Here is a 22,159-nt window from a genome sequence, read left to right as displayed (position 1 = left end):
CCGGATCCGCGGCCTGCGCGGTTTCAGCGAAGCCGCGCAGGCGAGTCACGTCGCTAACGTCGCTATCCCAAGCTCTCCAGTCAAGCGCTCAAGCAGGTTGCGTGTTGACCTGCTGCGTCACGCGCAGCGTGCTGATGACCGCGGCGACCGCCGCAAAGCCCGCGGCCACATAGAGCGCGACAGTCGGTCCGTTTTGCGGCGCAACGCCAAAGATCAGCGCGACCAGTGCCGCGCCAACCGTCTGCCCGGTTAGACGCGCGGTGCCCAGCATGCCGCTTGCGCCGCCGCTGCGCTCACGCGGCGCGGCCGACAGCATGGTGCGATTGTTCGGCGACTGGAAGATGCCGAAGCCCGCGCCGCACAGTGCCATGCGCCACGTAATCTGCATGGCGTCGGGGTGCGCGCCGAGCGTGGCAAGCAGCAGGAGCCCCACTGTCATCGCGGCGAGTCCGATGCCGCCCAGCCAGCCTGAAGAAACTTTGTCCGACAGCACGCCGGCAACCGGCGCCGCGACGATGATCACGGCCGGCCAGGGCGTCATGAGCAGTCCGGTTTCCACCTGCGACAACCCCAAGGTTTCCTGCAGCAGAAACGGCAGCGACACGAAGGCTAGCGTCTGCGCGCAGAACGAACAGACCGACGTGCCGATCGACAGCGCGAACACCGGAATCCTCAGTAAATCGATCGGCAGCAACGGCGCGGGCTGCGTCAACTGACGGCGCACGAAGAAATAGCCGATCACCACCGCCGCGATGGCTTCGAACATGACGTAGCCAAGCCGCTCGCCGTGCCCGAGCCCGTCGACGGCGAAAATCAGCAGGCCGAACACGAATGCGTTCATCACCGCGCTCAGGTAGTCGTACGGCGATTCGTGGCCGGGGTTCATTGGCAGCGCCTTGAAGCCGCCGACGATCGCGGCGATGCCGATCGGCACGTTGATCGCGAACAGCCATGGCCACGAGGCGACCGCCAGCACGCCGGATGCGATGGTCGGCCCCACCGCCGAGGAGATGGCGACCACCATCGCGTTGAGCGCGACACCGCGCCCGAGTTGCGCGGGCGGATAGATCATGCGCACGAGTGCGGTATTCACGCTCATCACGCCCGCCGCGCCAAAGCCCTGCACCACGCGCGCGAGCGCGAGCGTTGCGAGCGAGTTCGACAACGCGCAGCCGAACGACGCCACCGTGAACAGGATCAGCCCGCCCAGATAAATACGCCGGTAGCCGATCCGGTCGCCGAGCGAGGCGAGCGGCAGCAGCGAAATGGTGATGGCAAGCTGGTAGGCGTTGACGATCCAGATCGAGCTGGCCGCGCTCGCGTGCAGATTGCGCGCGATGGTCGGCAGCGCCACGTTGGCAATCGCGCTGTCGAGCACGGCGAGCGTGAGGGCGAGCGCGATCACCAGCATCGCCCAGTAGCGTTGCGGAATCGGCAGGCCTTGCTCCGGGCTGTTCAGGGGCGAAGTGTCCGAGGCGGGTGAGTCGGACGCTTCGGCGGGTACGGCAGCGTCCTTGCGCGATGGTTGTGCGTGCATCGATGATTCGAGTGGTGGTGGAACGGCTCACGCGATCGCGCGGCCCGTCAGGCGCGCTGCTTGCCGGCGTTGAAAGAGTCCGCGGCGGCAGCGGCGCTGCCGGTGCAGCTCGCGCGCACCGGCTTCGTGTTGTCGGGTTTATTTGAGTTCGTACAGGCCCGTGTGTGTGGTCGAGTCGATCTCATTCAGGTGGGTCATGAAACGGGCCACCGCGTTGGTGGTGTCCGCGTTGACCGGCAGATGCGGCACCCGCAGAGCATGCAGCCGGAAGATGTAGCGATGCGTCCTGTCGCCGCGCGGAGGCGCGGCCCCGCCGAAGCCGACCGTGCCGTAGTCGTTGCGCACCTGCAGCGCGCCTTGCGGCAGCAGCGAGCCGTCCGCTTTGCCGGCATTGCGCGGCAGCGAGCGGGCGTCGACCGGAATGTTCACCACGACCCAGTGCCAGAAGCCGCTGCCGGTGGGCGCGTCGGGATCGTGCACGGTGAGGGCGAAGCTTTGCGTGTCGGGCGGTGGCGCGTCCCACTGCAACGCGGGCGAGATGTTTTCGCCGTCGACGCCGAAGGCCTTGTCGTTGTATTCGTGGGCTTTCGGCATGAAGCCGTTGGTGGGGAATTCATCGGACCAGAGACGGAAATCAGCCATGGGGTGCCTCCCTTCTTGGTTGGTTCTGGGGTGGCCGGAGCGTCTGGCAGGGTGGCCGGTTCGCGGTGCTGCGCGGCCCGTGAAAATGCCCCGGGTTAGCCAGTCGAGTGTATCACCAGCGGCCTCGGGATTCCCGGCTCGCGGGCAGGCCACGGCGGACGACAAGCGGCTTTCAGCCGCGTGCCTCGAAGCTTGGCGCCTCGCTTTTCAGCCACTCGACGAGCCGCTGCAACAGCCCGTCGATATCGCGATTGGCGCCGCGCAGCGCGCACTCCCACACCACCGCGACGCGCCAGCCGCTCGCGAGCAGCGCGGTGCGGACCTTGTCGTCGTTGCTGCGATTGCGGCCGATCTTCTCGCGCCAGAACTCGGGCCGCGTTTGCGGCCACTTGAAAAGATGACAGTCGTGGCCGTGCCAGAAGCAGCCATGCACCAGCACGACCGCGCGATAGCGCGGCAGCACGATGTCCGGACGCCCCGGCAGGTCGCGCGCGTCCAGGCGGAAGCGAAAGCCTTGCCGGTGCAACAGGCTGCGGATCAGGATTTCCGGCTTGGTGTTGCGGCCGCGAATGCCGGACATCATGCGGCTGCGCGTCGCGCTGTCGACGATATCGACCATTTTTTAGCGCCGGCCCAGGGCGTCGAAGCGTTCGGCGCTCAACCCGGCGAATCGCTCAGGCGTAGAGCGAAAGGGCTTGTCTCGAGCCATGGGGCGCCTCCTCGGCGAGCAGGGTTTGCACATGCGGCAGCATGATGCGCGCCACTTCGCGCATCACCGGCATGACGACGCTGTTGCCGAATTGCCGGTAGGCCTGCGTGTCGCTCACCGGAATCCTGAAGGTATCGGGGAAACCCATCAGCCGCGCGCATTCGCGTGGCGTGAGGCGCCGCGGACGCAGCGCCTCGCCCTGATACACGAGGATCTCGGAGCCGTCCTTGTGATAGCGGGCCGACAGCGTACGCGTGACGCTCTGCGGATACGCCATGCCGAAGCCGAAACCGTTGCCCGCCTCGCGGTGTTTCGCCGCGTAGTTTTGCAGATAGGTCCAGAGGTTCGACGTGAGCGTGTACTTCGGCTGCACGCGGCGGCTGGTGTGATCGAAGAAACGGTCGTGGTCCCAGGGCAGAACCGGCTCGCTGCCGTCCGTGCGGTGCAGGATAGAGCCGAGACGCGGACCCTGTTCGGGCAGCCGCAGGTCGTCCCACGAGAACGACGTCTTGCCGCGAAAGCCGACAATGATGATGCGCTCCCGATGCTGCGGCGTGAAATGCTGCCCGTCGATCACGCGGTAATGCACTTCGTAGCCGAGCTCGTCGCGCAGGGTTTGCAGAATCACATCGAAAGTGCGGCCTTTGTCGTGCGAGAGCAGGTTCTTCACGTTCTCCAGCAGGAACGCGGCGGGGCGCTTCGCCGCGATGATCCGCGCGACGTCGAAAAAGAGCGTGCCTTGCGTGGTGCACTCGAAGCCGTGCGGCCGCCCGAGCGCGTTCTTTTTGCTCACGCCGGCAATCGAAAACGGCTGGCACGGGAAGCCGCCGAGCAGCACATCGTGGCTCGGCACGTCTTCAGCCGGAAACGAGACGATGTCGCCGATCAGCGCGTGCTCCGCGCCGCCCGGGTAGTTCTCGCGATAGGTCCTGGTGGAAAAGTCGTTCCATTCGCTCGTGAAGACACACTCGCCCCCGTGCGCCTCGAAGCCCATGCGAATTCCGCCGATGCCGGCAAACAGATCGACGAAACGGAACTGGGCGTCGCCGCCGGCGCTGCCTTTGGCCCGCGCGCCGGTCTGCAGCAGATCGCGCAGCGCCGGTTCCAGCATGGCCGGGCACGGCGTTTCGCCTTTTTCCCAGCGTCGTACCGTCTTGATGTCTTTGCCGACATGCGCGGCGATTTCGCGTTGGGTGAAGCGGGCGCGCGCTTGCCTGAGCAGTGCGAGCGGAGCGGCGAGGGTCACGGATGTCCTTGCTGGGAATTTTTGCGGACATTATGACCTAAGGTCGTCCCATTTTCTCTATTTGCAGGCCAGTACGGTGAAACTTTTTCACTTCGACGAAGCGGACCGCGGCTAAATGCGGTTGTCACAGTTGGACGTGTAGTCTTGTCGCGTGACGCTAATTCCCTGCGTCGCGACGTGTTACGGCCGCGGCACACTGGTGCGCGGCCGTTTTTTTAACGCATGCAATGGCAGGGGCGCCGGCGCGCATGGGCCGGCAGTGCAAAGTCGCAGTGTGTCAGGCCGATTGGCTGACGCTGGCGGGGTAGGGCGGCGGAAACAGGGCGGCGGTAGCGGGGGCCAGGGTGTCCCACGCCAGTTGGGGTTCGGCTTCGTATTGGCCGATCTGGAGCAGGAGACTGTCGACCGTGCACAGCTGCGCATGCGACAGGTTGCCGGTATCGAGCAGCGAGTACAGGCGTTTGCGCCAGTAGGCGGCTGGCAGGATCGGCCCGCCCAGGTCGCCGCGTAAAGCCGGACGCATGACGCGCGCAATATGCGCGATGTCCTGATCGATCAATGCGGCTTGGGATGACCCCGATACTGTTATGAGTGTGCGGTCCATGGCTCCTCCATGTCAGCTTTACGGCAGGCCGCGGCGGGACTTTAGGCTTTTTTTAAGTTTTTTTGCGTGGCCTTCGCGCATGAAACGGGGTCCTGCAAACGCGGGTACACCTGTTGCTGAACTGGAGCACTGGCGTAATGTCGCGCCGGCATTCCAGATAGTGGAGTTGAATATGAACAAGGACCAGGTGAAGGGTGTGGCCGAGCAGGTCAAGGGCAAAGTCAACGAAGCAGTCGGCAAGGCTACGAACAACCCGGGCAAGGAACTGAAGGGCGATCTGCAGCAAGGCGCGGGCAAGGTGCGTAAGGCGTACGGCGACGCCAAGGAAGAGGCCAAAGAAGCCGCGAAGGACAAGGCGAGGCGCGACGAGCCGTAATCCGGCCGGTGACGCTGATTGACGGGAAAGGCGCTCCGGCGCCTTTTTTTGTGGGCATTTGCGGTCATTCCGGGTTGCGAGCCGGGTTTTTCGATGGCTGGCGGATTTCGCCTGGGAGTAACCCGGGATCTGCGTCGAGAGCATTCCGCGCGCGCTGTGCCGCCTTTAGACTTGGCGCATGCCCCGAAGGAAAACCCCTTGGGGAGCGCAAACGGAGACGGCGCCTATGACACCCGCAAAAGTGCTTTCGATGTTCGAACGGCAATATCTGGAGGGCAAAACGCCCGTCGACCCGGAGCAGACCTGTACGGGCTTCGCCGAATGGGTGGCGAGCGCCTGGGAGCTGCTCGACCCCGAGCAGAGGACGCTGTTGCTGACGGTCGGCGCCACCTTGTGGAGAGACGGATATATCTTGCGCGCGGGCACGTCGACGAAAGACCTGTGGTGAGGGCAGGGCTGGGGCGGTTCCGCACGCGTTGTGCCGAGTCGGTTTATATTGGACGGTCCAGCGTTCGGGTTTTCGAAGCCGGCCTTCATGGCGGCGGCCGAAACCCGGGTCCGTTTTCCAGTTGCTACTCTCGCACAAGGGTTACACCGTCACATGAGCGACCTCTCTGCTTTTCCGATCACGAAGAAATGGCTTGCCGCGCATCCGGACCGGATTCAGCTTTATTCGCTGCCCACGCCCAATGGCGTGAAGGTGTCGATCATGCTCGAAGAGACGGGGCTGCCGTACGAGCCGCATCTCGTGCGCTTCGATACGAACGATCAGATGACGCCGGAGTTTCTGTCGCTCAATCCGAACAACAAGATTCCCGCGATCATTGATCCGAACGGCCCGGACGGCAATCCGCTGCCGCTGTTCGAATCCGGCGCGATTCTGATCTATCTGGCCGACAAGACCGGCCGGTTCATTCCGCAGGACGCCGCGCGCCGTTATGAAGCGATCCAGTGGGTGATGTTCCAGATGGGCGGCATCGGGCCGATGTTCGGCCAGGTGGGCTTCTTTCACAAATTCGCCGGCAAGGAGTATGAGGACAAGCGTCCGCGCGATCGCTACATCGCCGAATCGAAGCGCTTGCTCGGCGTGCTGAACCAGCAGCTCGAAGGGCGCGACTGGATTCTCGGCGACACGTATTCGATCGCCGATATCGCCACCTTTCCGTGGGTGCGCAATCTCATCGGGTTCTATGAAGCCGGTGATCTCGTCGGCATTCAGGACTTTCCGAACGTGACGCGCGCACTGGCCGCGTTCGTGGCTCGTCCGGCCGTGGCGAAGGGGCTGGAGATTCCGAAGCGTCCCTGATCGGCCTTAAACGCGGGCGTGGCCGCAGGAGGCCGCGTGAGGTCTTACGCGCCGGGACACGCTACTGTCCGCGATAATGCTCCGCCATGTGATCGACGAAAGCCCTGACCTTAGGCGCCACATACCGTGTCTGCGGGTAGAGTGCGTAGTAGTGGCGGCTTCCCAAGGTGTAGCCCGGCAGGACCTGAATCAGGTGGCCGTGTTTGAGGTCGGTCTGCACAGTGTGCCGCGTGAAGGCTGCTATACCCGCGCCTGCCAGCGCCGCGGCGTAGAGCGCGGTGATGGCATCCGTCTTCAGCCGGCTGCGTGATGCGACCCGGATGGGCGCGCCCTGCTCGGGCGTCAACACCCATTCCGCTGGTTCGGACGCACCGGCAAAAGCCAGTAGCTCGTGCTCGGCGAGTTGCCCGGCGGACTGGGGGAGTCCGCGTCGGGCCAGATAGGCCGGCGACGCGACCAGCACGATATCCGATTCGGTCAGGCTCCTTGCAACCAATGTGGTGTCCGCCAGTTGACCGCTAATGCGCAGCGCGACGTCGAAGCCGTCGGCAATGAGGTCGACGAATTGATCGCTGCATGACAGGTCAAGCTGGATGTCGGGGTAACGGCTCTGGAACGACGGAAGCCAGTTCGCAAGTTCCAATGTGCCGATGGCAAGCGGCGCGCTGACGCGCAGCAGGCCGGTCGCCTGCTGGTTTTCGCTTGCCATGGCCTGGGCCGCCGCGTCCACCCGGTCAAGAATATCGACGCTGGCTTGGTAGTAGCGCGCGCCCGCAGCGGTTAGCGTAAAGCGGCGCGTGGTGCGGTTGAGCAGCTGAACGCCTAGCGAGACCTCGAGCTGTTTCAATTGACGCGACACGCTCGAATGCGTGGTGTCGAGCCGCTCGGCCGCGGCTGAGAATCCCTGCGCTTCGACGACGACGCGGAAAGCGCGCATTGCAAGCAACTGGTCCATAAGCGAGATTGAGGTGTTGCCGGGGCGCCCGATGCTAACACGGTGTGATAGCCGGACGGCCCGGCAACGCACGTCAGTTCATCTGGAGGCGATGCTTAGGATGCCGTTATAAGCAGCGTGTCGTGACCAGTCTTGAGGCGTTGATCATGCAAGCAGCGATAGCACGTCGCCGGTGTTCATCACCGAGCCGAAGGTGTCCGCTATTTCGGCCAGCGCCGACCGGTGCAATGTGTCGTGTCCGACGCTCAGCTTGCTGTCGACCACGATGTCGCGAGTCGCGCAGGCATCGGCAGCGACGATGACTTCGAAGCCCGCCGGCACGGCATCGCGCGCAGCGCCCGCCACGCAGGCGTGCGTCATGAGACCGCAAATGACCAGATGCGTGATGCCGTCGTTCTTCAGCGTCGTCGCGAGGTCCGTGCTGGCAAACACACTCACGGAGCTTTTGCTGATCACGCGATGCGCGGGCCGCGGTTGCAGGTCGGCGTGAAGCTGGGCATTCCGGCTGTCCGCGGCGAAGAGCGGTGAATCAACCGGTGCGACGTGCTGCACGTGCACCACGCGCCAGCCATGGCGATCGGCATAGTCGACGAGCGTGCGCGCGTTGCGCAACGCCGCCGCGCCATCGGGAATGGGCAGCGAGCCGGTGAAATACTCGTTCTGGAAATCGATCACGAGCAATGCCGTGTTGCGAGCGGTCAGCGAAACGGGCGCGGTGGCACCGAGGATGCTGCGAAGTGTGCGTTCGGACATGGCGGTTTCTTTCTGGAAGGGGTTGGAAAGAAACCGAGTCTAGGGTTGGCGGGGCGCTGCTACAACGCCGCGGGAGAGACAAAATCTGTGCGGGATTGGCACAGATCGGAGGCCGCGTGCGGAGTTATCGGTTCGGTGAGCGCGACGTCGTCGCGTTGTAGATATGCGGATCGACGACGTTCATCTCTTCGGCCGGTGATGCGTCGAACACCAGCTCGAAATCCATGTCTCCCAATATTCTGGCGGCTTCGCGAAGGAACGAAGAATAGAGTTTATTCAGATCATCGACAGGAGGGTTGCTGGATGCGAACGCCGGGCTGTTCCGCAGGGCTTCCATCTGCGCCATGAACGCACGGCGCCGCTCGAGCAACTGGCGGATTTTTTCGTCCGCGGAATCGCGGCCTCGCAGGACTTCCCGGAGGTGTTGCTCGAAACCATCATCAGCCGATGATGCTGAAGTCGTGTCCATTGTCGCCCCTCTACCCGGATGGCAGTGTGTCAGCCTGGCTTTCCATGCCGCATGCTGGGTGCCATAGGGACCAAAAAGTCCATGACTGATCCAGTAGCCGCGGGCCTTCTGCACGGTTTCCGGCGAAACGCCGCCCGGATCGGTGGCCCACAATATCTGGTTGCACAGTTGATGGCATACGCCATCTATTCCATACCTGAGAATAGTCCCGCACGCCGTGGGAGTCGTCCGCGAATCCGCATCAGGCTGACATAGGCACGTCGCATGACTTAAGTCCGCCGCCGCCGAAGCGAGAAAGCCCGTGGGGTTGTGCGGTATTCCGCCTTTAGCATGGAAATCGCCCCAGCAATACCAATAATGCTCGTTTGCTCGCAGAACATCTACAAGCGTTGCATAGGGGGTAATTCGGTTGTCGAAGGTGGTGATCCACGTGTGATCGACAACGGAGTCCTGGAAAAACGCCGGCGCTGACCATGCAAAGAGCGTGACTGTGGGCATGTTCTTTCCTTTGAGTCGCGGGGCTATAAGAACGCTCTTGCCGTTATAGTTGCGTCCCCGCGTGCCCACAAGAGGAAAAGCGGTGCGTACCGGGTGTTGGCGGCCGGCCGTCGCGCAAAATCTGTAGAGACAGCGCGACGGGCCGAACCGTGCAGGCCGCTTAGAACGAGGTGCGGATACCGACGCGTGCCACGGTCTGATTCTGCGACGACGAAGGCGACAGGTTGCCGATGTCAGCGGGAAGATTCTTGCCCGACGCCTTTTGGTAGACCGTCTGCGCATACACATCGGTACGTTTCGACAGCCGGTAATCAGCCATCAGACCGACTTGGTTGTCATGCGGATCGTTGCGCCCGGTCGCCCAGGCGACCGACACCTTCGTATAGGTGTACATTGCGCCGACATAGCACGCGGCCGTGAAGTTGTATTTGGCGTTGACTTCGACGTTGTCGAATTTCAGCGTGCTGACGACGGGGAAGGTCGGCCGATCGACGATGTCCGTGTGCGTGTAGACGAGGCCAAGGGTTGCTGCACCGATGGCATAGTTCACGCCCGCTCCGGCAACGCGCTGTTGAGCCGAAGCGTACGGCGATCCCGCGACAGCGCCAGTGGTATTGAAGCTCGCGTTGTCGATATTCATGAAAGCCGCGGCAGCGGACAGCGGGCCGTTCTGATACTTCGCGCCGATGCTCCACGCGCGATTGTCGGCAAACGCGCCGGCCTGGTTGCTGAAACCGTATAGGCCGCCGATCTGGAATCCCGCGTAGTTGGCGCTCGTGTACTTCACCGAGTTGTCGACGCGGAACGTTTCGTTGATGTTGTCGTTGTCGAAGGGGTGCGCGAAGAGCGTGCCGCCCCAGCCGGCAGTCGCCGTCAGCGGTGCGACATAGTCCACCACCGAGTCGTATTGCCGACCGAACGTCAGCGTGCCCAGGTCGGCGGAAGCGATGCCGACGTACGCCTGACGGCCGAATATTTGCCCGTTCGGCAACGCGCTGCCGTTGTTGATACTAAAACCATTTTCGAGCTGGAAGACCGCGCTGAGACCGCCGCCGAGATCTTCGCTGCCTTTCAGGCCCCAGCGATTTCCTAATTGCTGCGTGCCGCTCACTAGCGCGTAATCGGCATGACCGCCGAGATTGCTGATGTATTCGAAACCTTCGTCGATCGATCCGTACAGCGTCACACTGCTTTGTGCGTGAGCGACACCCGCAACGATGCCAAGTGCGGCCGGAAGGATTAGCGAGCTTTTTATTTTCATTGTGACCCCGGGTTGTTATCGGCTGATGTTTGCCGGTTTGATTGTTGGGGCGGAGTCTACAGTTGGCGGCTTTCAGGCAGCTTTGCCTGTATATGGGGTGATGGTTGAATACAACAAAATGGCCCCGCAGCGCAGGGAATCAGTCAAACCCCGTGATAGCCGATAGCCACGCCCCGCATGGGTATTTTTATATTTACCGCGTGACCATCCTTAACACTGCGTCACCCGTGATCGTCTTATGCTTGCAGGATAAAAATCGGGGAATCCCATGACATATCCATACGACTTGATCTCAGGTGGTTTTTGCATGGCTTTGGCCGTTGCATGTCTCGTTGCGCTGCTGGTTGCCTGACGGCACCCGCCATCCCCCGCTTATCAGTTGCTGATGCAGCAGATGCCGACCGAGTATCCGCCGATAGTCGGCTGCTTGCTCCAACTGGCACAGCCGGCTACACACAACGCGACGCAAATGGCAGCGATTTTCATGCGATCTCCGATTGGCGAAAGGTCATTGAAGTGTTTGGTTGCGCGTGCGCTGCTTTTCACGTCGGTGCCACTTTGTTTTTTCGGGAGATTGTGTCTCTGCGGAAGTGATGCCGAGGACCGGTTTCTCTTCCGCCCGGTGCCGCGCTGTACCTGCCGTTTCGCACCTCCAATTCGAAAGCTGAATGTGCGAAAGCCGCGCTCGCGGCGGGCTAGTGGCAAATATGGAAGTTGGTTTGTATCGGCCAGTGATGGCAGCAAAAAGCCCCGCAGCGCAAGGCGTGCGGCGCTTTTCATATCTGGCATTCAGTCAGAATCGTCCAGATCAGCCGGATCGTCGCCCATCGCAACGTAGATGCCGCGCGCGAATTCCCCCGCTAACGGATGCTTTCACCACCGTCACCGCCCAAGACAGGCAGCGATGCACGCTTGCGCCTAGAATTTAAGCGTGGCTGTGACGTTTGGAGGCTGCCATGAGCGACTCATTGTTGGCGACTTTGATAGGAATTATCTTGATTGTGTTTGGCACGGCACTCTGGGTCACAACGGAGAACGAGGCGCGACTGTCCCACTGGTTCCAGGAGCATCACCTTCGGGACTTGATGCACCGAAAGCATTGATGGTCCACCCAAAGGTCATTTAAGCGACGCTGCTTCAGACTGTGGCCGTGTCGTCGATCATGCGTTGGCCGGCGGTGAATCCCGCCATCAACGCTTCAGCTTCGGTGGGAAACGGATTCATCCGGTCACCCGTAAGGCGGAGCGGTGCGAACAGCGGAACACCCGTGGTCGCCGTTTTGACTTGCACCACCACCAGGAACCCTTTGGGGGCTTTCAGTTTCACTCCGGTGCCTGGCGTAAAGACGGGCTCGAGTTCGACGTCGATCTGGAAACCCTTGTACTGGTAGACCCGCTTCATGCTTCTCCCCTCGTCCCTGCCGCATTATCGCATCGACAGTTCCTTGTGGCGGGCAGATCAGAATTCGGGGATGGTCCCACCGATGCCCCCAAACAAACTTGGTTTGTATTGGGCAAGCATGGGCAACGATGACAGCAAAAAGCCCCGCAGCGCAAGGCAGTACGGGGCTTTCTGGTAAAACTAGGGAGAAACTGGGAATATGATTGGTCCCCCTGACAGGAATCGAACCTGTATCTAGCGCTTAGGAGGCACTTGTTCTATCCATTGAACTACAGGGAGAGGACCAAACTGGAATGATCGCTGCAATCCTGCTGCCGGACAAGGCCCGTGAGGATCGGGCGAGTGCAAATCCGCCAGCGAGGGCAGAGTATATCAAACGCGCCCGCTCAGAACTCCACCACCGCGAACTCCGCCTTGCCCACGTCGCACAGAGGGCAGCGCCAGTCGTCAGGAATGGCGGCGAAGCGCGTACCCGGCGCAATGCCTTCTTCGGGCAGGCCTTCTTCTTCGTTGTAGATCCAGCCGCAAATCAGGCAGACCCAACTCTTAAATTCAGTCAATTCAATTACTTCGCTCACGACGTACTCTTCTCTGTTCAATGCAATGATCCACCGGGTCTGCCCCTTTTTGGGGCGCGGCGGTGATCCGCAATATTACCGGAATTTGTCAATCCGGCCGAAAATTGCCGATGCGGCGGCGCTGCGAAGCGCCTGGGACATCCCCGCAGCACTCGGCAGTCAGCGTCACACACAGCGTGTATGCTTTGATTCGCAACTGATCCCTTGGACCGGCGCGGCAGGCGCCCGGCACGCGTTGCGACGATCCGCCTCAGGTCGCGGTCGACCGGGGGTGCCGCTATCGCCGACATGGCCCGCGCAAGACTTTCGTTTCCCAACAAGGAGAAAAACGATGTTCAAAAGCAAATGGTTGGCTGGTGTCGCATTGGCCGGATTGCTCGCCGCCTCGGGCGTGGCCCAGGCCGCCGGCGTGTCCTTCGTGCAACCGGCGGACGGCGCGACCGTCAGCAATCCGGTGCACGTGGTGTTCGGCGTCGACGGCATGTCGGTCGCGCCGGCCGGCACGATGACGGAAGGCACGGGGCATCATCATCTGCTGGTGGACGGCAAGCCGCTGCCCAAGGGCGAGGTCATTCCCGCCAACGACAAGTCGCTGCACTTCGGCAAGGGGCAGACCGAAGCCGATCTGACGCTGCCGCCGGGCGACCACACGCTGACGCTGCAATTCGGCGACGGCGCGCATCGTTCGTACGGTCCTGAGATGAGCAAGACCATCACGGTGCATGTGAAGTAACCCCACCCGGCGCGGGAAGGCCGGGGCGGGCCCGCGCCGGCCGTCCGCGCCCTCCGGCCGCAGACCGAAACACAGCGGCCCTCCCGCGTTCCGCAACCCGGCCGTTCGGCCTATCTCTTCCGGCATGCAGGCACCCGCCCGCGCGCCCGGTACAATGAGCAGTTCCGATTCACCGCTGTCTTCTCCAATTCTCCATGTCGCTTTACACCATTACCGGGGCGCAACTAGCGTTCGGTCACGTCGCGTTGCTCGATCACGCGGACTTCTCTCTCGAAGCGGGCGAGCGCGTCGGGCTGATCGGCCGCAATGGCGCGGGCAAGTCGTCGCTGCTGAAGATCGTCGCCGATCTGACCAAGCCTGACGACGGCCTCGTCACGCGCCAGCAGAATCTGACCACGGTCTATGTGCCGCAGGAGCCGGAGTTCGACACGGACGACACGGTGTTCGACGCGCTTGCCGCCGGCCTCACGCACGCTCGCGCGCTGCTGGACGAATACGACGCGGTCGCCAATCAACTCGCCGACGAGCCGGAAGGCGAGCAGCACGACGCGCTGATGGCGCGCATGAATACGCTGCAATCGTCGCTGGACGCGGCGGACGCATGGAACTGGAGCACCCGCGTCGCCACCACGCTGCAGCAGATCGGCCTGAACGGCGAGGCGCGCGTGGGCTCGCTCTCTGGCGGCATGCAAAAGCGCGTTGCGCTGGCGCGCGCGCTGGTCGTGCAGCCGGATGTGCTGCTGCTCGACGAGCCGACCAACCACCTCGACTTCGACGGCATCCGCTGGCTGGAAGAATTGCTGGTCTCGCTGCGCGCGGGCCTGCTGTTCATTACCCACGACCGCGCGTTTCTGGATCGCGTCGCCACCCGCATCGTCGACCTGGATCGCGGGCGGCTGCTGTCGTATCCGGGCAATTTCTCGGCCTACCAGACGCGCAAGGCCCAGCAGCTGGAAATCGAACGGGTCGAGAACGACAAGGCCGACAAGCTGCTCGCGCAGGAAGAAGTGTGGATTCGCAAGGGCGTCGAGGCGCGCCGCACGCGCAGCGTCGGCCGGATCGCGCGGCTCGTGGAAATGCGCAACGAGCGCGCCGAGCGCCGCAATGTGCAGGGCAACGTCAAGCTCGACGTCGGCCAGGGCGAGAAGTCGGGCAAGATCGTCGCCGAACTGACCGACGTGACCAAGCGCTACGGTTCGCGCACGGTGATCGAGAAATTTACGGCCACGGTCATGCGCGGCGACAAGATCGGCTTTGTCGGTCCGAACGGCGCGGGCAAGACTACGATGCTCAAACTGATTCTCGGCGAACTGGCGCCGGACGAGGGCACGGTGCGCGTCGGCACCAATCTGCAGGTCGCGTATTTCGACCAGATGCGCGCGCAGCTCGATCTGGAAAAGAGCCTCGCCGACACCATCAGTCCGGGCAGCGAGTGGGTCGAAATCAACGGCCAGAAGAAGCACGTCATGAGCTACCTGGGCGACTTCCTGTTCGCGCCGGAACGCGCGCGTTCGCCGGTCAAGTCGCTCTCGGGCGGTGAGCGCAACCGTCTGCTGCTGGCGCGTCTGTTCGCGCGGCCGGCCAACGTGCTGGTGCTGGACGAGCCGACCAACGACCTCGACATTCCCACGCTCGAGCTCCTCGAAGAATTGCTCACGGAATACGACGGCACGGTGCTGCTGGTCAGCCACGACCGCGCGTTTCTGGACAACGTCGCGACCTCGGTGATCGCGTCGGAAGGCGAGGGCAAGTGGCGCGAATATGTCGGCGGCTTTACCGACTGGCAGATTCAGCGCGACCGTTCGCAGCAGATGGCGCTGGAGGCGCAGAAAGAAGCCGGTAAGGAAGCAGCGAAAGACGCCGCGCCCGTGAAGGACAACTCGGCCGGCCGCAACGCGCAGCGCGCCGCCAAGCTGTCGTTCAAAGAACAGCGCGAGCTGGAGGCGCTGCCGGAGAAAATCGCCGCGCTCGAGGCCGAGCAGAAAGCGATTGGCGCGCAACTCGAAGACGGTTCCGTGTTCGCGAAAGACGCGCAGGAAGGCACCCGCCTGACCGAACGCTACGCCGCGATCGACGAAGAGTTGCTGGTCGCGCTCGAGCGCTGGGATGAACTGGAAAACAAACGCAAGTGAGCATTCGCAAGTGAGGCGCGAGGGCGGCGCGCCACCTTCGCCACCCTGGCGGCAATCGCCGCACGGCGGGCCGCTCACTGGGCTAATGGCGCCGCCGTCCCTTATCCAGACGGCCAATCCCGCGCCTCGTCAATTGCCGCCCGGGTCGAAATCAGTAAAATACCCCGCGAATAGGTTTCCTCGCGCGTTCGCACGGGCGTCGAGCTTGCCCCGCCTGGCTGGCGGGCCGGGTTCCAGGGCAAAGCCGCAGCGGGCGCGCCAACCGGAAGCCATGCGACAAAACAGCTTGCCCGCACCGCGGGCACCCCATCTAACCCCGTTGTTTCGTTTCGCTTTTTTTGAAAACTCAACGCATTGTCCACGGACCTGTCCACAGGACCTGTGGACAACGATGAACCGACGCATCCGAGTCAACCATGTCTACGAAAAAGCCAAACGCCGCGTATAGCGAAGCGTCGATCAAGGTGTTGAAGGGTCTGGAGCCGGTCAAGCAACGGCCCGGGATGTACACCCGCACCGAGAATCCGCTGCACATCATTCAGGAAGTCATCGACAACGCGTCGGACGAAGCCCTTGGCGGCTACGGCCGGCAAATCACGGTCACGCTGCACGCGGACCATTCGGTCTCGGTCGAAGACGACGGCCGCGGCATTCCGTTCGGTCTGCATCCGGACGAAGGCGTGCCGGTCGTCGAGATCGTTTTCACGCGCCTGCACGCGGGCGGCAAGTTCGACAAAGCCGCCGGCGGCGCGTACACGTTCTCGGGCGGCCTGCACGGCGTCGGCGTGTCGGTCACCAACGCGCTGTCCACGCGCCTTGACGTCACTGTGTGGCGCGACGGCAAAGTCGCCGAACTGAGTTTTGCCAATGGCGACGTCGCGCGAGAACTCGCCGTGCGTCCCTCTGCGAAAACCGACAAGAAATCCGGCACGCGCGTCACCGCGTGGGCGAATCCGAAATACTTCGACTCGCCGAACCTGCCGCTCGGCGAACTGCAACGTCTGCTGCGTTCGAAAGCGGTGCTGCTACCGGGCGTGGAAGTCACGCTGATCAACGAGAAAACCGGCGAACAGCAAAGCTGGAAATACGAAGACGGCCTGCGCGGCTATCTGCTCGAAGGCATGAACGGCAGCGACCTGCTGATTCCGCTGTTCGAAGGCGAGCGCTATGCCGAGAACTCGCGCTCGAACGAGGAAACGTTCGCGGAAGGCGAGGGCGCGGCATGGGTGGTCGCATGGAGCGAAGAGGGTACGCTCATGCGCGAGTCGTACGTGAACCTGATTCCCACGCCCGCGGGCGGCACGCACGAATCCGGGTTGCGCGACGGTCTTTACCAGGCGGTGAAGAGTTTCGTCGAATTGCACAATCTGCAGCCGAAGGGCGTCAAGCTGCTCGCGGAAGACGTGTTCGCGCGCGTTTCGTTCGTGCTGTCGGCGAAGGTGCTCGATCCGCAATTCCAAGGGCAGATCAAGGAGCGCCTGAATAGCCGCGACGCGGTGAAGCTGGTCTCGTCGTTCGCGCGTCCGGCGCTCGAATTGTGGCTGAATCAGCACGTCGAGCTCGGCAAGAAGCTCGCGGACCTCGTCATCAAGCAGGCCCAGGCGCGCACGCGCGCGGGGCAGAAGGTCGAGAAACGCAAGAGCTCGGGCGTGGCTGTGTTGCCGGGCAAGCTGACCGATTGCGAATCGACGGAAATTGCCCGCAACGAGCTGTTCCTGGTCGAGGGCGACTCGGCGGGCGGCTCCGCGAAGATGGGCCGCGACAAGGAATACCAGGCCATCCTGCCGCTGCGCGGCAAGGTGCTGAACACGTGGGAAACCGAGCGTGACCGCCTGTTCGCCAATAACGAGGTGCACGACATTTCGGTGGCGATCGGCGTCGACCCGCATAGCCCGGACGACAAGGTCGATCTGTCGAACCTGCGCTACGGCAAGATCTGCATTCTGTCGGACGCGGACGTCGACGGTTCGCACATTCAGGTGCTGCTGCTCACGCTGTTCTTCAAGCATTTCCCGCAGCTGATCGAGCGCGGCCACGTGTGCGTGGCGCGTCCGCCGCTGTTCCGCGTCGACGCGCCGGCGCGCGGCAAGAAGCCGGCGCAGAAGCTCTACGCGCTCGACGAAGGCGAACTCGAAGCGATTCTCGACAAACTGCGCAAGGACGGCGTGCGCGAAACGCAGTGGTCCATCAGCCGCTTCAAGGGCCTCGGCGAAATGAGCGCGGAGCAGCTGTGGGATACGACGATGAACCCGGACACGCGGCGCCTCTCGCCGGTGGCGCTCGGCGAACTCGACTACGACGCCACGGTCGCGCGCATGACGATGCTGATGGGCAAGGGCGAAGCGGCGTCGCGCCGCAGCTGGCTGGAAGAAAAGGGCAACGAAGTGGAAGCGGATATCTGAGCGCGCACATTGCGCATCAGCGCGTCTCGGCGCATCTCGGCGCGTTTCAGAATTCACAGCAACTTCACGCCAAACACGGATACGGAATCTAGATGGACGACGATAACACTCTGGACCTTTTCACCGAGCCGCCGCCTCCGGAGGGCGACTTTCTCACGCTCGGCAACTACGCGGAACGCGCGTACCTCGACTACGCGGTGAGCGTGGTCAAGGGCCGCGCGTTGCCGGATGTGTGCGACGGCCAGAAACCGGTGCAGCGCCGCATCCTGTTCGCGATGAACGACATGGGCCTCTCTGACAACGCCAAGCCGGTCAAGTCGGCGCGCGTGGTCGGCGACGTGCTCGGTAAGTATCACCCGCACGGCGACCAGTCGGCGTACGACGCGCTGGTGCGTCTCGCGCAAGACTTTTCGATGCGCTATCCGCTGATCGACGGCCAGGGCAATTTCGGTTCGCGCGACGGCGACGGCGCGGCGGCGATGCGCTACACGGAAGGGCGCCTCACGCCGATCGCGAAACTGCTGCTCGACGAAATCGACCAGGGCACGGTCGATTTCATGAAGAACTACGACGGCGAGTTCGACGAGCCGAAGCTGCTGCCCGCACGCCTGCCGTTCGTGCTGCTGAACGGCGCGTCCGGCATCGCGGTGGGTCTGGCCACGGAAATCCCGTCGCACAACCTGCGCGAAGTCGCGGCCGCCACCGTGGCGATGATCCGCAATCCGAAGATCGAGCACGCGGAGCTGATGCAGCACATACCGGGTCCGGACTTCCCGGGTGGCGGCCAGATCATTTCGAGCGAAGCGGAAATCTCCGCCGCGTACGAATCCGGCCGCGGCAGCCTGAAGGTGCGTGCCCGCTGGAAGATCGAAGACCTCGCGCGCGGCCAGTGGCAACTGGTCATTACGGAACTGCCGCCGAACACGGCCGCGCAGAAGGTGCTCGAGGAAATCGAAGAGCAGACCAATCCGAAGATCAAGCTCGGCAAGAAGGCACTCACCCCCGAACAGCTGCAGACCAAGCAGACCATGCTGTCGCTGCTCGACGCGGTGCGCGACGAATCGGGCAAGGACGCGCCGGTGCGCCTCGTGTTCGAGCCGAAGTCGAGCCGCATCGATCAGACGGAGTTCGTCAACTCGCTGCTCGCACATACGAGCCTCGAATCCAACGCCTCGCTGAATCTGGTGATGGTGGGTGGCGACGGCCGGCCGCGTCAGAAGGGCCTGAGCGAAATCCTGCACGAGTGGATCGCGTTCCGCTTCGCCACGGTTACGCGCCGCACACGTCATCGTCTGTCGAAGGTCGACGACCGAATTCACATCCTCGAAGGCCGGATGATCGTCTTTTTGAATATCGACGAAGTCATCCGCATCATTCGCGAGTCGGACGAACCGAAGGCCGCGTTGATCGCCGCGTTCGGCCTGTCCGATCGCCAGGCCGAAGACATTCTCGAAATCCGGCTGCGTCAGTTGGCGCGCCTCGAGAAGATCAAGATCGAGAAGGAACTCGCCGAGCTGCGCGACGAGAAGGCCAAGCTGGAAGAGCTGCTGGGCAGCGAATCGGCCATGAAGCGCCTCCTCATCAAGGAAGTCGAAGGCGACGCGAAGCAGTACGGCGACGAGCGCCGCACGCTGATCCAGCAGGAAAAGCGCGCGACATTCGAAGCGCGCGTGGTCGACGAACCGGTCACGGTGGTGGTGTCGCAGAAGGGCTGGGTGCGCGCGCTGAAGGGCCACGGGCTCGACGCGGCGGGCTTCACGTTCAAGGCCGGCGACGGCCTGTACGCAGCGTTCCAGTGCCGCACGCCGGACACGCTGGTCGCGTGGGGCAGCAACGGCCGCGTCTATTCAGTGGCGGTGGCCTTGCTGCCGGGCGGCCGGGGCGACGGTGTGCCGGTCACCTCGCTGATCGAACTGGAGTCGGGCAGCCATCTGATGCATTACTACGCGGCGTCGGCGGATCAGGCGCTGCTGCTCGCGTCGAGCAACGGCTTTGGCTTCATCGCCAAGGTTGGCGATATGGTGAGCCGCGTGAAGGCCGGCAAGGCGTTCATGACCATCGACGCCGGCGCCGCGCCGCTCGCGCCCATGCCGATGCTGCCGGATGCGACGCAGATCGCCTGTCTTTCGTCGGGCGGCCGTCTGCTGGTGTTCGGCCTCGACGAGATGAAGACCCTGTCGGGCGGTGGCCGTGGCGTTACGCTCATGGCGCTGGACGACAACGAAACGCTCGTGCAGGCGCTGGCCGTCAATAACAAGGGTGTCGTGTTGATCGGCACGCGCCGTGGCGGCCGCGTCGATGAGGAAAAGGTGAGCGGCGCAGCGCTCGCGCCGCATGTCGGCAAGCGGGCGCGCAAGGGGCGAGCGCCGGAGAGCAAGATGAAGCTCGACGGCATGCGTCCGGTGCTGGACGTTTAACAAAACTTGACGTAGGAACACGGCGAGCGTCTGCTAGCATGCGAGGCGCTTGTCGTGCGTTGTTGACATTCGGGGGCGGTGTCGCTGCATTGGGCGCGCTGCAATAGTAACTACAAGTACAAGAACGACGGAAAAGCCTCGGGCGCCTGGAACTGCGTGCACCGCACACGGTCGAATGCGCTCAATAGCCGCTGTGAAGCTGATGGGCCGTCGGCGGTGTGGCGTTGTCGGGAGAGGAAAACAACATGAACAAGGCTATCGAGCTCGCGCTCTTTCTGCATCTGCTTGCGGTTGCGGTGTGGGTAGGTGGGATGGTATTCGCGCATTTCTGTCTGCGCCCGGCACTTGCCGATCTATCGCCGCAGTTGCGTCTGCCGCTGTGGGAATCGGTGTTTGGCCGCTTCTTCAATTGGGTCGCCGCCGCCGTGCTGGTGATACTCCTGAGTGGCGGTTTCCTGCTGATGCAATTCGGCGGCGGTCACGCCACGTGGCAGCTGCATGCCATGGCCGGCCTGGGCGTTGTCATGATGCTGATTTTCGGGCATATCCGCTTTGCGGTATTCCCGCGTATCCGCCGCGCGGTGCAGGCGCAAAAATGGCCGGACGGCGCGCAAGCAGTCGGCACGGTCCGACGCCTCGTGCTGATCAATATCGTGCTCGGCGTGGTGACGGTCGGCGTCGCCGTGCTGTCGCGCGGCTTCTGACATTCCGTGTTCGAGCTTTGACCGACGCGCCGCGCTCGCGCAGCGCGGTGCGTCCGAGGCGCTTCATCCCAATCGGGCGCGGCGCCGCTGCCGGCTAAAATGACGCGCCGTACGCGAACCATAGCCCGCACACCGCCGCCACCGTCCCGTACACCAGGTACACCGGTGTCTTCAGCCTCGCGAAACAGATGCTGGAGAACAGCGCGGTGATCAGATAGACCGGATTGAACGGCACACGCCCGGCAATGCGCAGCACCGCCACTGCGAGGAACGCCGTGGTGACGGCGCGCAGGATACGCATGCCATGCTCGAAGCGCGGGTTGGCCTTCAACTCATGCAGATGCCGCTGCGCCAGCACGACGAGGCACCCCGACGGCACGAACAGCGCGAGCGTGGCGATCAGCGCGCCCACCCAGCCGTCCACCAGATAGCCGAAGAACGGCACGACATTCAACAGCGGTCCGGGCGACAACGGCGACAGCGAGAACGCCAGCGTGAAGTCATTGTCGGAGATGCCGATCGCCGGCGTGACGAACAGTGTCTTGAGTACCGGCAATGCCGAGAAGCCGCCTCCGAACAGCGTCATGCCGGCACCGGCGAGCCGCGGCCACAGCAAGGCCAGCTCATAGCGATGGGGCAGCGGCAGGACGAACAACACCAGGAACGCGCACAACACGGTCAGCACCTGCCAGTCGCCGCGCGCAAACGACACGACAATGCGCGAGTCGCGCTCCGGGCTCGTCAGCCAGCCGGTGCCGAAGGCGGCACCGAGCATCACGACATAGGCGATCGGGCTGTGCGCATAGAAGAGCGCGATGCTGCCCAGCACCGCCGCGACCCATTCGAGCTTGCCTTGCACCAGCGCGCGCGTCTGTTTGTACCAGGTGATCGCGATCAGCGTGGCGAGCACGACGCTGAAGTGGTTGAGCAGGGTCTGCGAAGCGGCGGCACGCACGAGCGGCGTGCGGTAGAAGATCGCGAACAGCGTCATCAGCGTGAAAAAGGGCAGTACGCTCGCCACGCCCGCGACCCAGGCGCCGGCGCGTCCACGCAGCGTATGACCCAGCTGCACGGCGACGTTGCAGCCCACCGGGCCTGGCACCATCCAGGCGAGCGCGATCAGATCGGAGAAGGCGACGCGAGAAAGGCGCCCTTCGCGTTCGACGTAATGGTTTTCAAGTTGCGCCATGAGCGCAAGGCCGCCCCATGACAATGCCGATAGGCCGAACACGACCCGGAATAACGTCCACAGCGGCTCTCGCTTCCCTCGTCTGGCAGCATCCTGGCTCGTGATTGTCTGCATGTGGCGCCCATGGGCGCCCGCCAGGCGAGCCCCCATCCTTGGAAATTTTCGTGGTGTCTGACGCGGCCGGCAGGCGGCATCGTGCCGTAATGCATACAGCGTGAATGTAGCTGTTTTTTTCGCGCAGCGGGTG

The 22,159-nt window shown here is 63.2% G+C and carries 21 protein-coding genes and 1 tRNA gene; 8 read left to right on the top strand and 14 right to left on the bottom strand.

The genetic code is table 11. The features are described 5' to 3' along the window. Positions 1-88: 88 nt before the first annotated feature. From A6V37_RS37855 to A6V37_RS37835, 5 genes are all read right to left on the bottom strand, one after another. On the bottom strand, positions 89-1,537 hold the full coding sequence (locus A6V37_RS37855; protein WP_075643628.1) for an MFS transporter: 1,449 nt from the start codon (positions 1,535-1,537) through the stop codon (positions 89-91). Positions 1,538-1,675: 138 nt separating this feature from the next. Beyond that, positions 1,676-2,179: a YbhB/YbcL family Raf kinase inhibitor-like protein gene (locus tag A6V37_RS37850; protein WP_064272273.1), complete on the bottom strand. Its 504-nt coding sequence runs from the start codon at positions 2,177-2,179 to the stop codon at positions 1,676-1,678. Between the two features lie 172 nt (positions 2,180-2,351). Further along, the gene (locus A6V37_RS37845) at positions 2,352-2,798 is read right to left on the bottom strand and encodes a very short patch repair endonuclease (protein ID WP_064272271.1); all 447 of its coding nucleotides are present in this window, start codon (positions 2,796-2,798) and stop codon (positions 2,352-2,354) included. A gap of 55 nt (positions 2,799-2,853) precedes the next feature. Then, entirely contained in the window at positions 2,854-4,134 is a 1,281-nt protein-coding gene (dcm, locus tag A6V37_RS37840) for a DNA (cytosine-5-)-methyltransferase (RefSeq protein ID WP_064272270.1), read from the bottom strand. 277 nt (positions 4,135-4,411) lie between these two features. Further along, the gene (locus A6V37_RS37835; protein WP_064272267.1) at positions 4,412-4,738 is read right to left on the bottom strand and encodes a hypothetical protein; all 327 of its coding nucleotides are present in this window, start codon (positions 4,736-4,738) and stop codon (positions 4,412-4,414) included. 172 nt (positions 4,739-4,910) lie between these two features. Here A6V37_RS37835 and A6V37_RS37830 point away from each other — a divergent pair, with 172 nt between their 5' ends. From A6V37_RS37830 to A6V37_RS37820, 3 genes are all read left to right on the top strand, one after another. Then, the gene (locus tag A6V37_RS37830; RefSeq protein WP_064272266.1) at positions 4,911-5,114 is read left to right on the top strand and encodes a CsbD family protein; all 204 of its coding nucleotides are present in this window, start codon (positions 4,911-4,913) and stop codon (positions 5,112-5,114) included. A 226-nt stretch (positions 5,115-5,340) separates the two neighbouring features. Then, complete coding sequence (locus A6V37_RS37825) at positions 5,341-5,562, top strand: hypothetical protein (protein WP_064272264.1); 222 nt, start codon at positions 5,341-5,343, stop codon at positions 5,560-5,562. Between the two features lie 153 nt (positions 5,563-5,715). After that, the gene (locus A6V37_RS37820) at positions 5,716-6,420 is read left to right on the top strand and encodes a glutathione S-transferase N-terminal domain-containing protein (protein WP_064272263.1); all 705 of its coding nucleotides are present in this window, start codon (positions 5,716-5,718) and stop codon (positions 6,418-6,420) included. 61 nt (positions 6,421-6,481) lie between these two features. Here A6V37_RS37820 and A6V37_RS37815 read toward each other — a convergent pair whose 3' ends face one another. The 8 genes from A6V37_RS37815 to A6V37_RS37785 form a co-directional block, all read right to left on the bottom strand. Continuing rightward, positions 6,482-7,375 carry a LysR family transcriptional regulator gene (locus A6V37_RS37815; protein WP_064272261.1) on the bottom strand — a complete coding sequence of 298 codons (894 nt, stop codon included), beginning with the start codon at positions 7,373-7,375 and terminating at the stop codon, positions 6,482-6,484. A gap of 144 nt (positions 7,376-7,519) precedes the next feature. Next, entirely contained in the window at positions 7,520-8,128 is a 609-nt protein-coding gene (locus A6V37_RS37810; RefSeq protein ID WP_064272259.1) for a cysteine hydrolase family protein, read from the bottom strand. A gap of 124 nt (positions 8,129-8,252) precedes the next feature. Beyond that, entirely contained in the window at positions 8,253-9,095 is an 843-nt protein-coding gene (locus tag A6V37_RS37805; protein WP_064272258.1) for a hypothetical protein, read from the bottom strand. 160 nt (positions 9,096-9,255) lie between these two features. Further along, the gene (locus A6V37_RS37800; RefSeq protein WP_064272256.1) at positions 9,256-10,356 is read right to left on the bottom strand and encodes a porin; all 1,101 of its coding nucleotides are present in this window, start codon (positions 10,354-10,356) and stop codon (positions 9,256-9,258) included. A 375-nt stretch (positions 10,357-10,731) separates the two neighbouring features. Next, positions 10,732-11,145 (bottom strand): hypothetical protein, encoded by a 414-nt coding sequence (locus A6V37_RS41165; RefSeq protein ID WP_157447939.1) that lies wholly within the window; start codon positions 11,143-11,145, stop codon positions 10,732-10,734. A gap of 348 nt (positions 11,146-11,493) precedes the next feature. Then, positions 11,494-11,757 (bottom strand): hypothetical protein, encoded by a 264-nt coding sequence (locus A6V37_RS37795; RefSeq protein WP_064272255.1) that lies wholly within the window; start codon positions 11,755-11,757, stop codon positions 11,494-11,496. A 204-nt stretch (positions 11,758-11,961) separates the two neighbouring features. After that, a tRNA-Arg gene (locus A6V37_RS37790) sits at positions 11,962-12,036 on the bottom strand. A gap of 107 nt (positions 12,037-12,143) precedes the next feature. Further along, positions 12,144-12,335, bottom strand: a complete 192-nt coding sequence (locus tag A6V37_RS37785; protein WP_064272361.1) for a rubredoxin — start codon at positions 12,333-12,335, stop codon at positions 12,144-12,146. 331 nt (positions 12,336-12,666) lie between these two features. On the opposite strand from A6V37_RS37785, the gene A6V37_RS37780 reads away from it, so the two are divergent. The 5 genes from A6V37_RS37780 to A6V37_RS37760 all read left to right on the top strand — a co-directional run bounded on the left by A6V37_RS37780 (position 12,667) and on the right by A6V37_RS37760 (position 20,723). Further along, positions 12,667-13,068 carry a DUF4399 domain-containing protein gene (locus A6V37_RS37780; RefSeq protein ID WP_064272253.1) on the top strand — a complete coding sequence of 134 codons (402 nt, stop codon included), beginning with the start codon at positions 12,667-12,669 and terminating at the stop codon, positions 13,066-13,068. A gap of 194 nt (positions 13,069-13,262) precedes the next feature. Continuing rightward, complete coding sequence (locus A6V37_RS37775) at positions 13,263-15,200, top strand: ATP-binding cassette domain-containing protein (RefSeq protein ID WP_064272251.1); 1,938 nt, start codon at positions 13,263-13,265, stop codon at positions 15,198-15,200. Positions 15,201-15,616: 416 nt separating this feature from the next. Next, positions 15,617-17,602: a DNA topoisomerase IV subunit B gene (locus A6V37_RS37770; protein WP_064272250.1), complete on the top strand. Its 1,986-nt coding sequence runs from the start codon at positions 15,617-15,619 to the stop codon at positions 17,600-17,602. Between the two features lie 92 nt (positions 17,603-17,694). Beyond that, positions 17,695-20,019: a DNA topoisomerase IV subunit A gene (gene parC / locus A6V37_RS37765; protein WP_064286918.1), complete on the top strand. Its 2,325-nt coding sequence runs from the start codon at positions 17,695-17,697 to the stop codon at positions 20,017-20,019. Positions 20,020-20,264: 245 nt separating this feature from the next. Continuing rightward, a complete protein-coding gene (locus A6V37_RS37760; protein WP_064272247.1) occupies positions 20,265-20,723 on the top strand; it encodes a CopD family protein in 459 nt (152 codons plus the stop codon). Positions 20,724-20,817: 94 nt separating this feature from the next. Here the strand turns inward: A6V37_RS37760 and A6V37_RS37755 are convergent, their stop codons facing one another. Then, on the bottom strand, positions 20,818-22,026 hold the full coding sequence (locus tag A6V37_RS37755; RefSeq protein WP_064272245.1) for a chromate transporter: 1,209 nt from the start codon (positions 22,024-22,026) through the stop codon (positions 20,818-20,820). Between the last annotated feature and the right edge of the window lie 133 nt (positions 22,027-22,159).

The organism is Paraburkholderia ginsengiterrae, assembly GCF_001645125.1.
Classification (GTDB): domain Bacteria; phylum Pseudomonadota; class Gammaproteobacteria; order Burkholderiales; family Burkholderiaceae; genus Paraburkholderia; species Paraburkholderia ginsengiterrae.
The sequence above is the reverse complement of the archived record's forward strand: the minus strand, read 5'-3'. Positions and strand labels throughout refer to the sequence as shown.

Bases quoted from the DNA above. Each gene is read 5' to 3' on its own strand.
- A6V37_RS37855 (WP_075643628.1), bottom strand. From the start codon at position 1,537: ATGCACGCACAACCATCGCGCAAGGACGCTGCCGTACCCGCCGAAGCG.
- parC (WP_064286918.1), top strand. From the start codon at position 17,695: ATGGACGACGATAACACTCTGGACCTTTTCACCGAGCCGCCGCCTCCG.
- A6V37_RS37780 (WP_064272253.1), top strand. From the start codon at position 12,667: ATGTTCAAAAGCAAATGGTTGGCTGGTGTCGCATTGGCCGGATTGCTC.
- A6V37_RS37825 (WP_064272264.1), top strand. From the start codon at position 5,341: ATGACACCCGCAAAAGTGCTTTCGATGTTCGAACGGCAATATCTGGAG.
- A6V37_RS37770 (WP_064272250.1), top strand. From the start codon at position 15,617: ATGTCTACGAAAAAGCCAAACGCCGCGTATAGCGAAGCGTCGATCAAG.
- A6V37_RS37815 (WP_064272261.1), bottom strand. From the start codon at position 7,375: ATGGACCAGTTGCTTGCAATGCGCGCTTTCCGCGTCGTCGTCGAAGCG.
- A6V37_RS37775 (WP_064272251.1), top strand. From the start codon at position 13,263: ATGTCGCTTTACACCATTACCGGGGCGCAACTAGCGTTCGGTCACGTC.
- A6V37_RS37795 (WP_064272255.1), bottom strand. From the start codon at position 11,757: ATGAAGCGGGTCTACCAGTACAAGGGTTTCCAGATCGACGTCGAACTC.
- A6V37_RS37820 (WP_064272263.1), top strand. From the start codon at position 5,716: ATGAGCGACCTCTCTGCTTTTCCGATCACGAAGAAATGGCTTGCCGCG.
- A6V37_RS37755 (WP_064272245.1), bottom strand. From the start codon at position 22,026: ATGCAGACAATCACGAGCCAGGATGCTGCCAGACGAGGGAAGCGAGAG.
- A6V37_RS37835 (WP_064272267.1), bottom strand. From the start codon at position 4,738: ATGGACCGCACACTCATAACAGTATCGGGGTCATCCCAAGCCGCATTG.
- A6V37_RS37830 (WP_064272266.1), top strand. From the start codon at position 4,911: ATGAACAAGGACCAGGTGAAGGGTGTGGCCGAGCAGGTCAAGGGCAAA.
- A6V37_RS37845 (WP_064272271.1), bottom strand. From the start codon at position 2,798: ATGGTCGATATCGTCGACAGCGCGACGCGCAGCCGCATGATGTCCGGC.
- A6V37_RS41165 (WP_157447939.1), bottom strand. From the start codon at position 11,145: ATGCCAGATATGAAAAGCGCCGCACGCCTTGCGCTGCGGGGCTTTTTG.
- A6V37_RS37850 (WP_064272273.1), bottom strand. From the start codon at position 2,179: ATGGCTGATTTCCGTCTCTGGTCCGATGAATTCCCCACCAACGGCTTC.
- A6V37_RS37805 (WP_064272258.1), bottom strand. From the start codon at position 9,095: ATGCCCACAGTCACGCTCTTTGCATGGTCAGCGCCGGCGTTTTTCCAG.
- A6V37_RS37810 (WP_064272259.1), bottom strand. From the start codon at position 8,128: ATGTCCGAACGCACACTTCGCAGCATCCTCGGTGCCACCGCGCCCGTT.
- A6V37_RS37760 (WP_064272247.1), top strand. From the start codon at position 20,265: ATGAACAAGGCTATCGAGCTCGCGCTCTTTCTGCATCTGCTTGCGGTT.
- A6V37_RS37800 (WP_064272256.1), bottom strand. From the start codon at position 10,356: ATGAAAATAAAAAGCTCGCTAATCCTTCCGGCCGCACTTGGCATCGTT.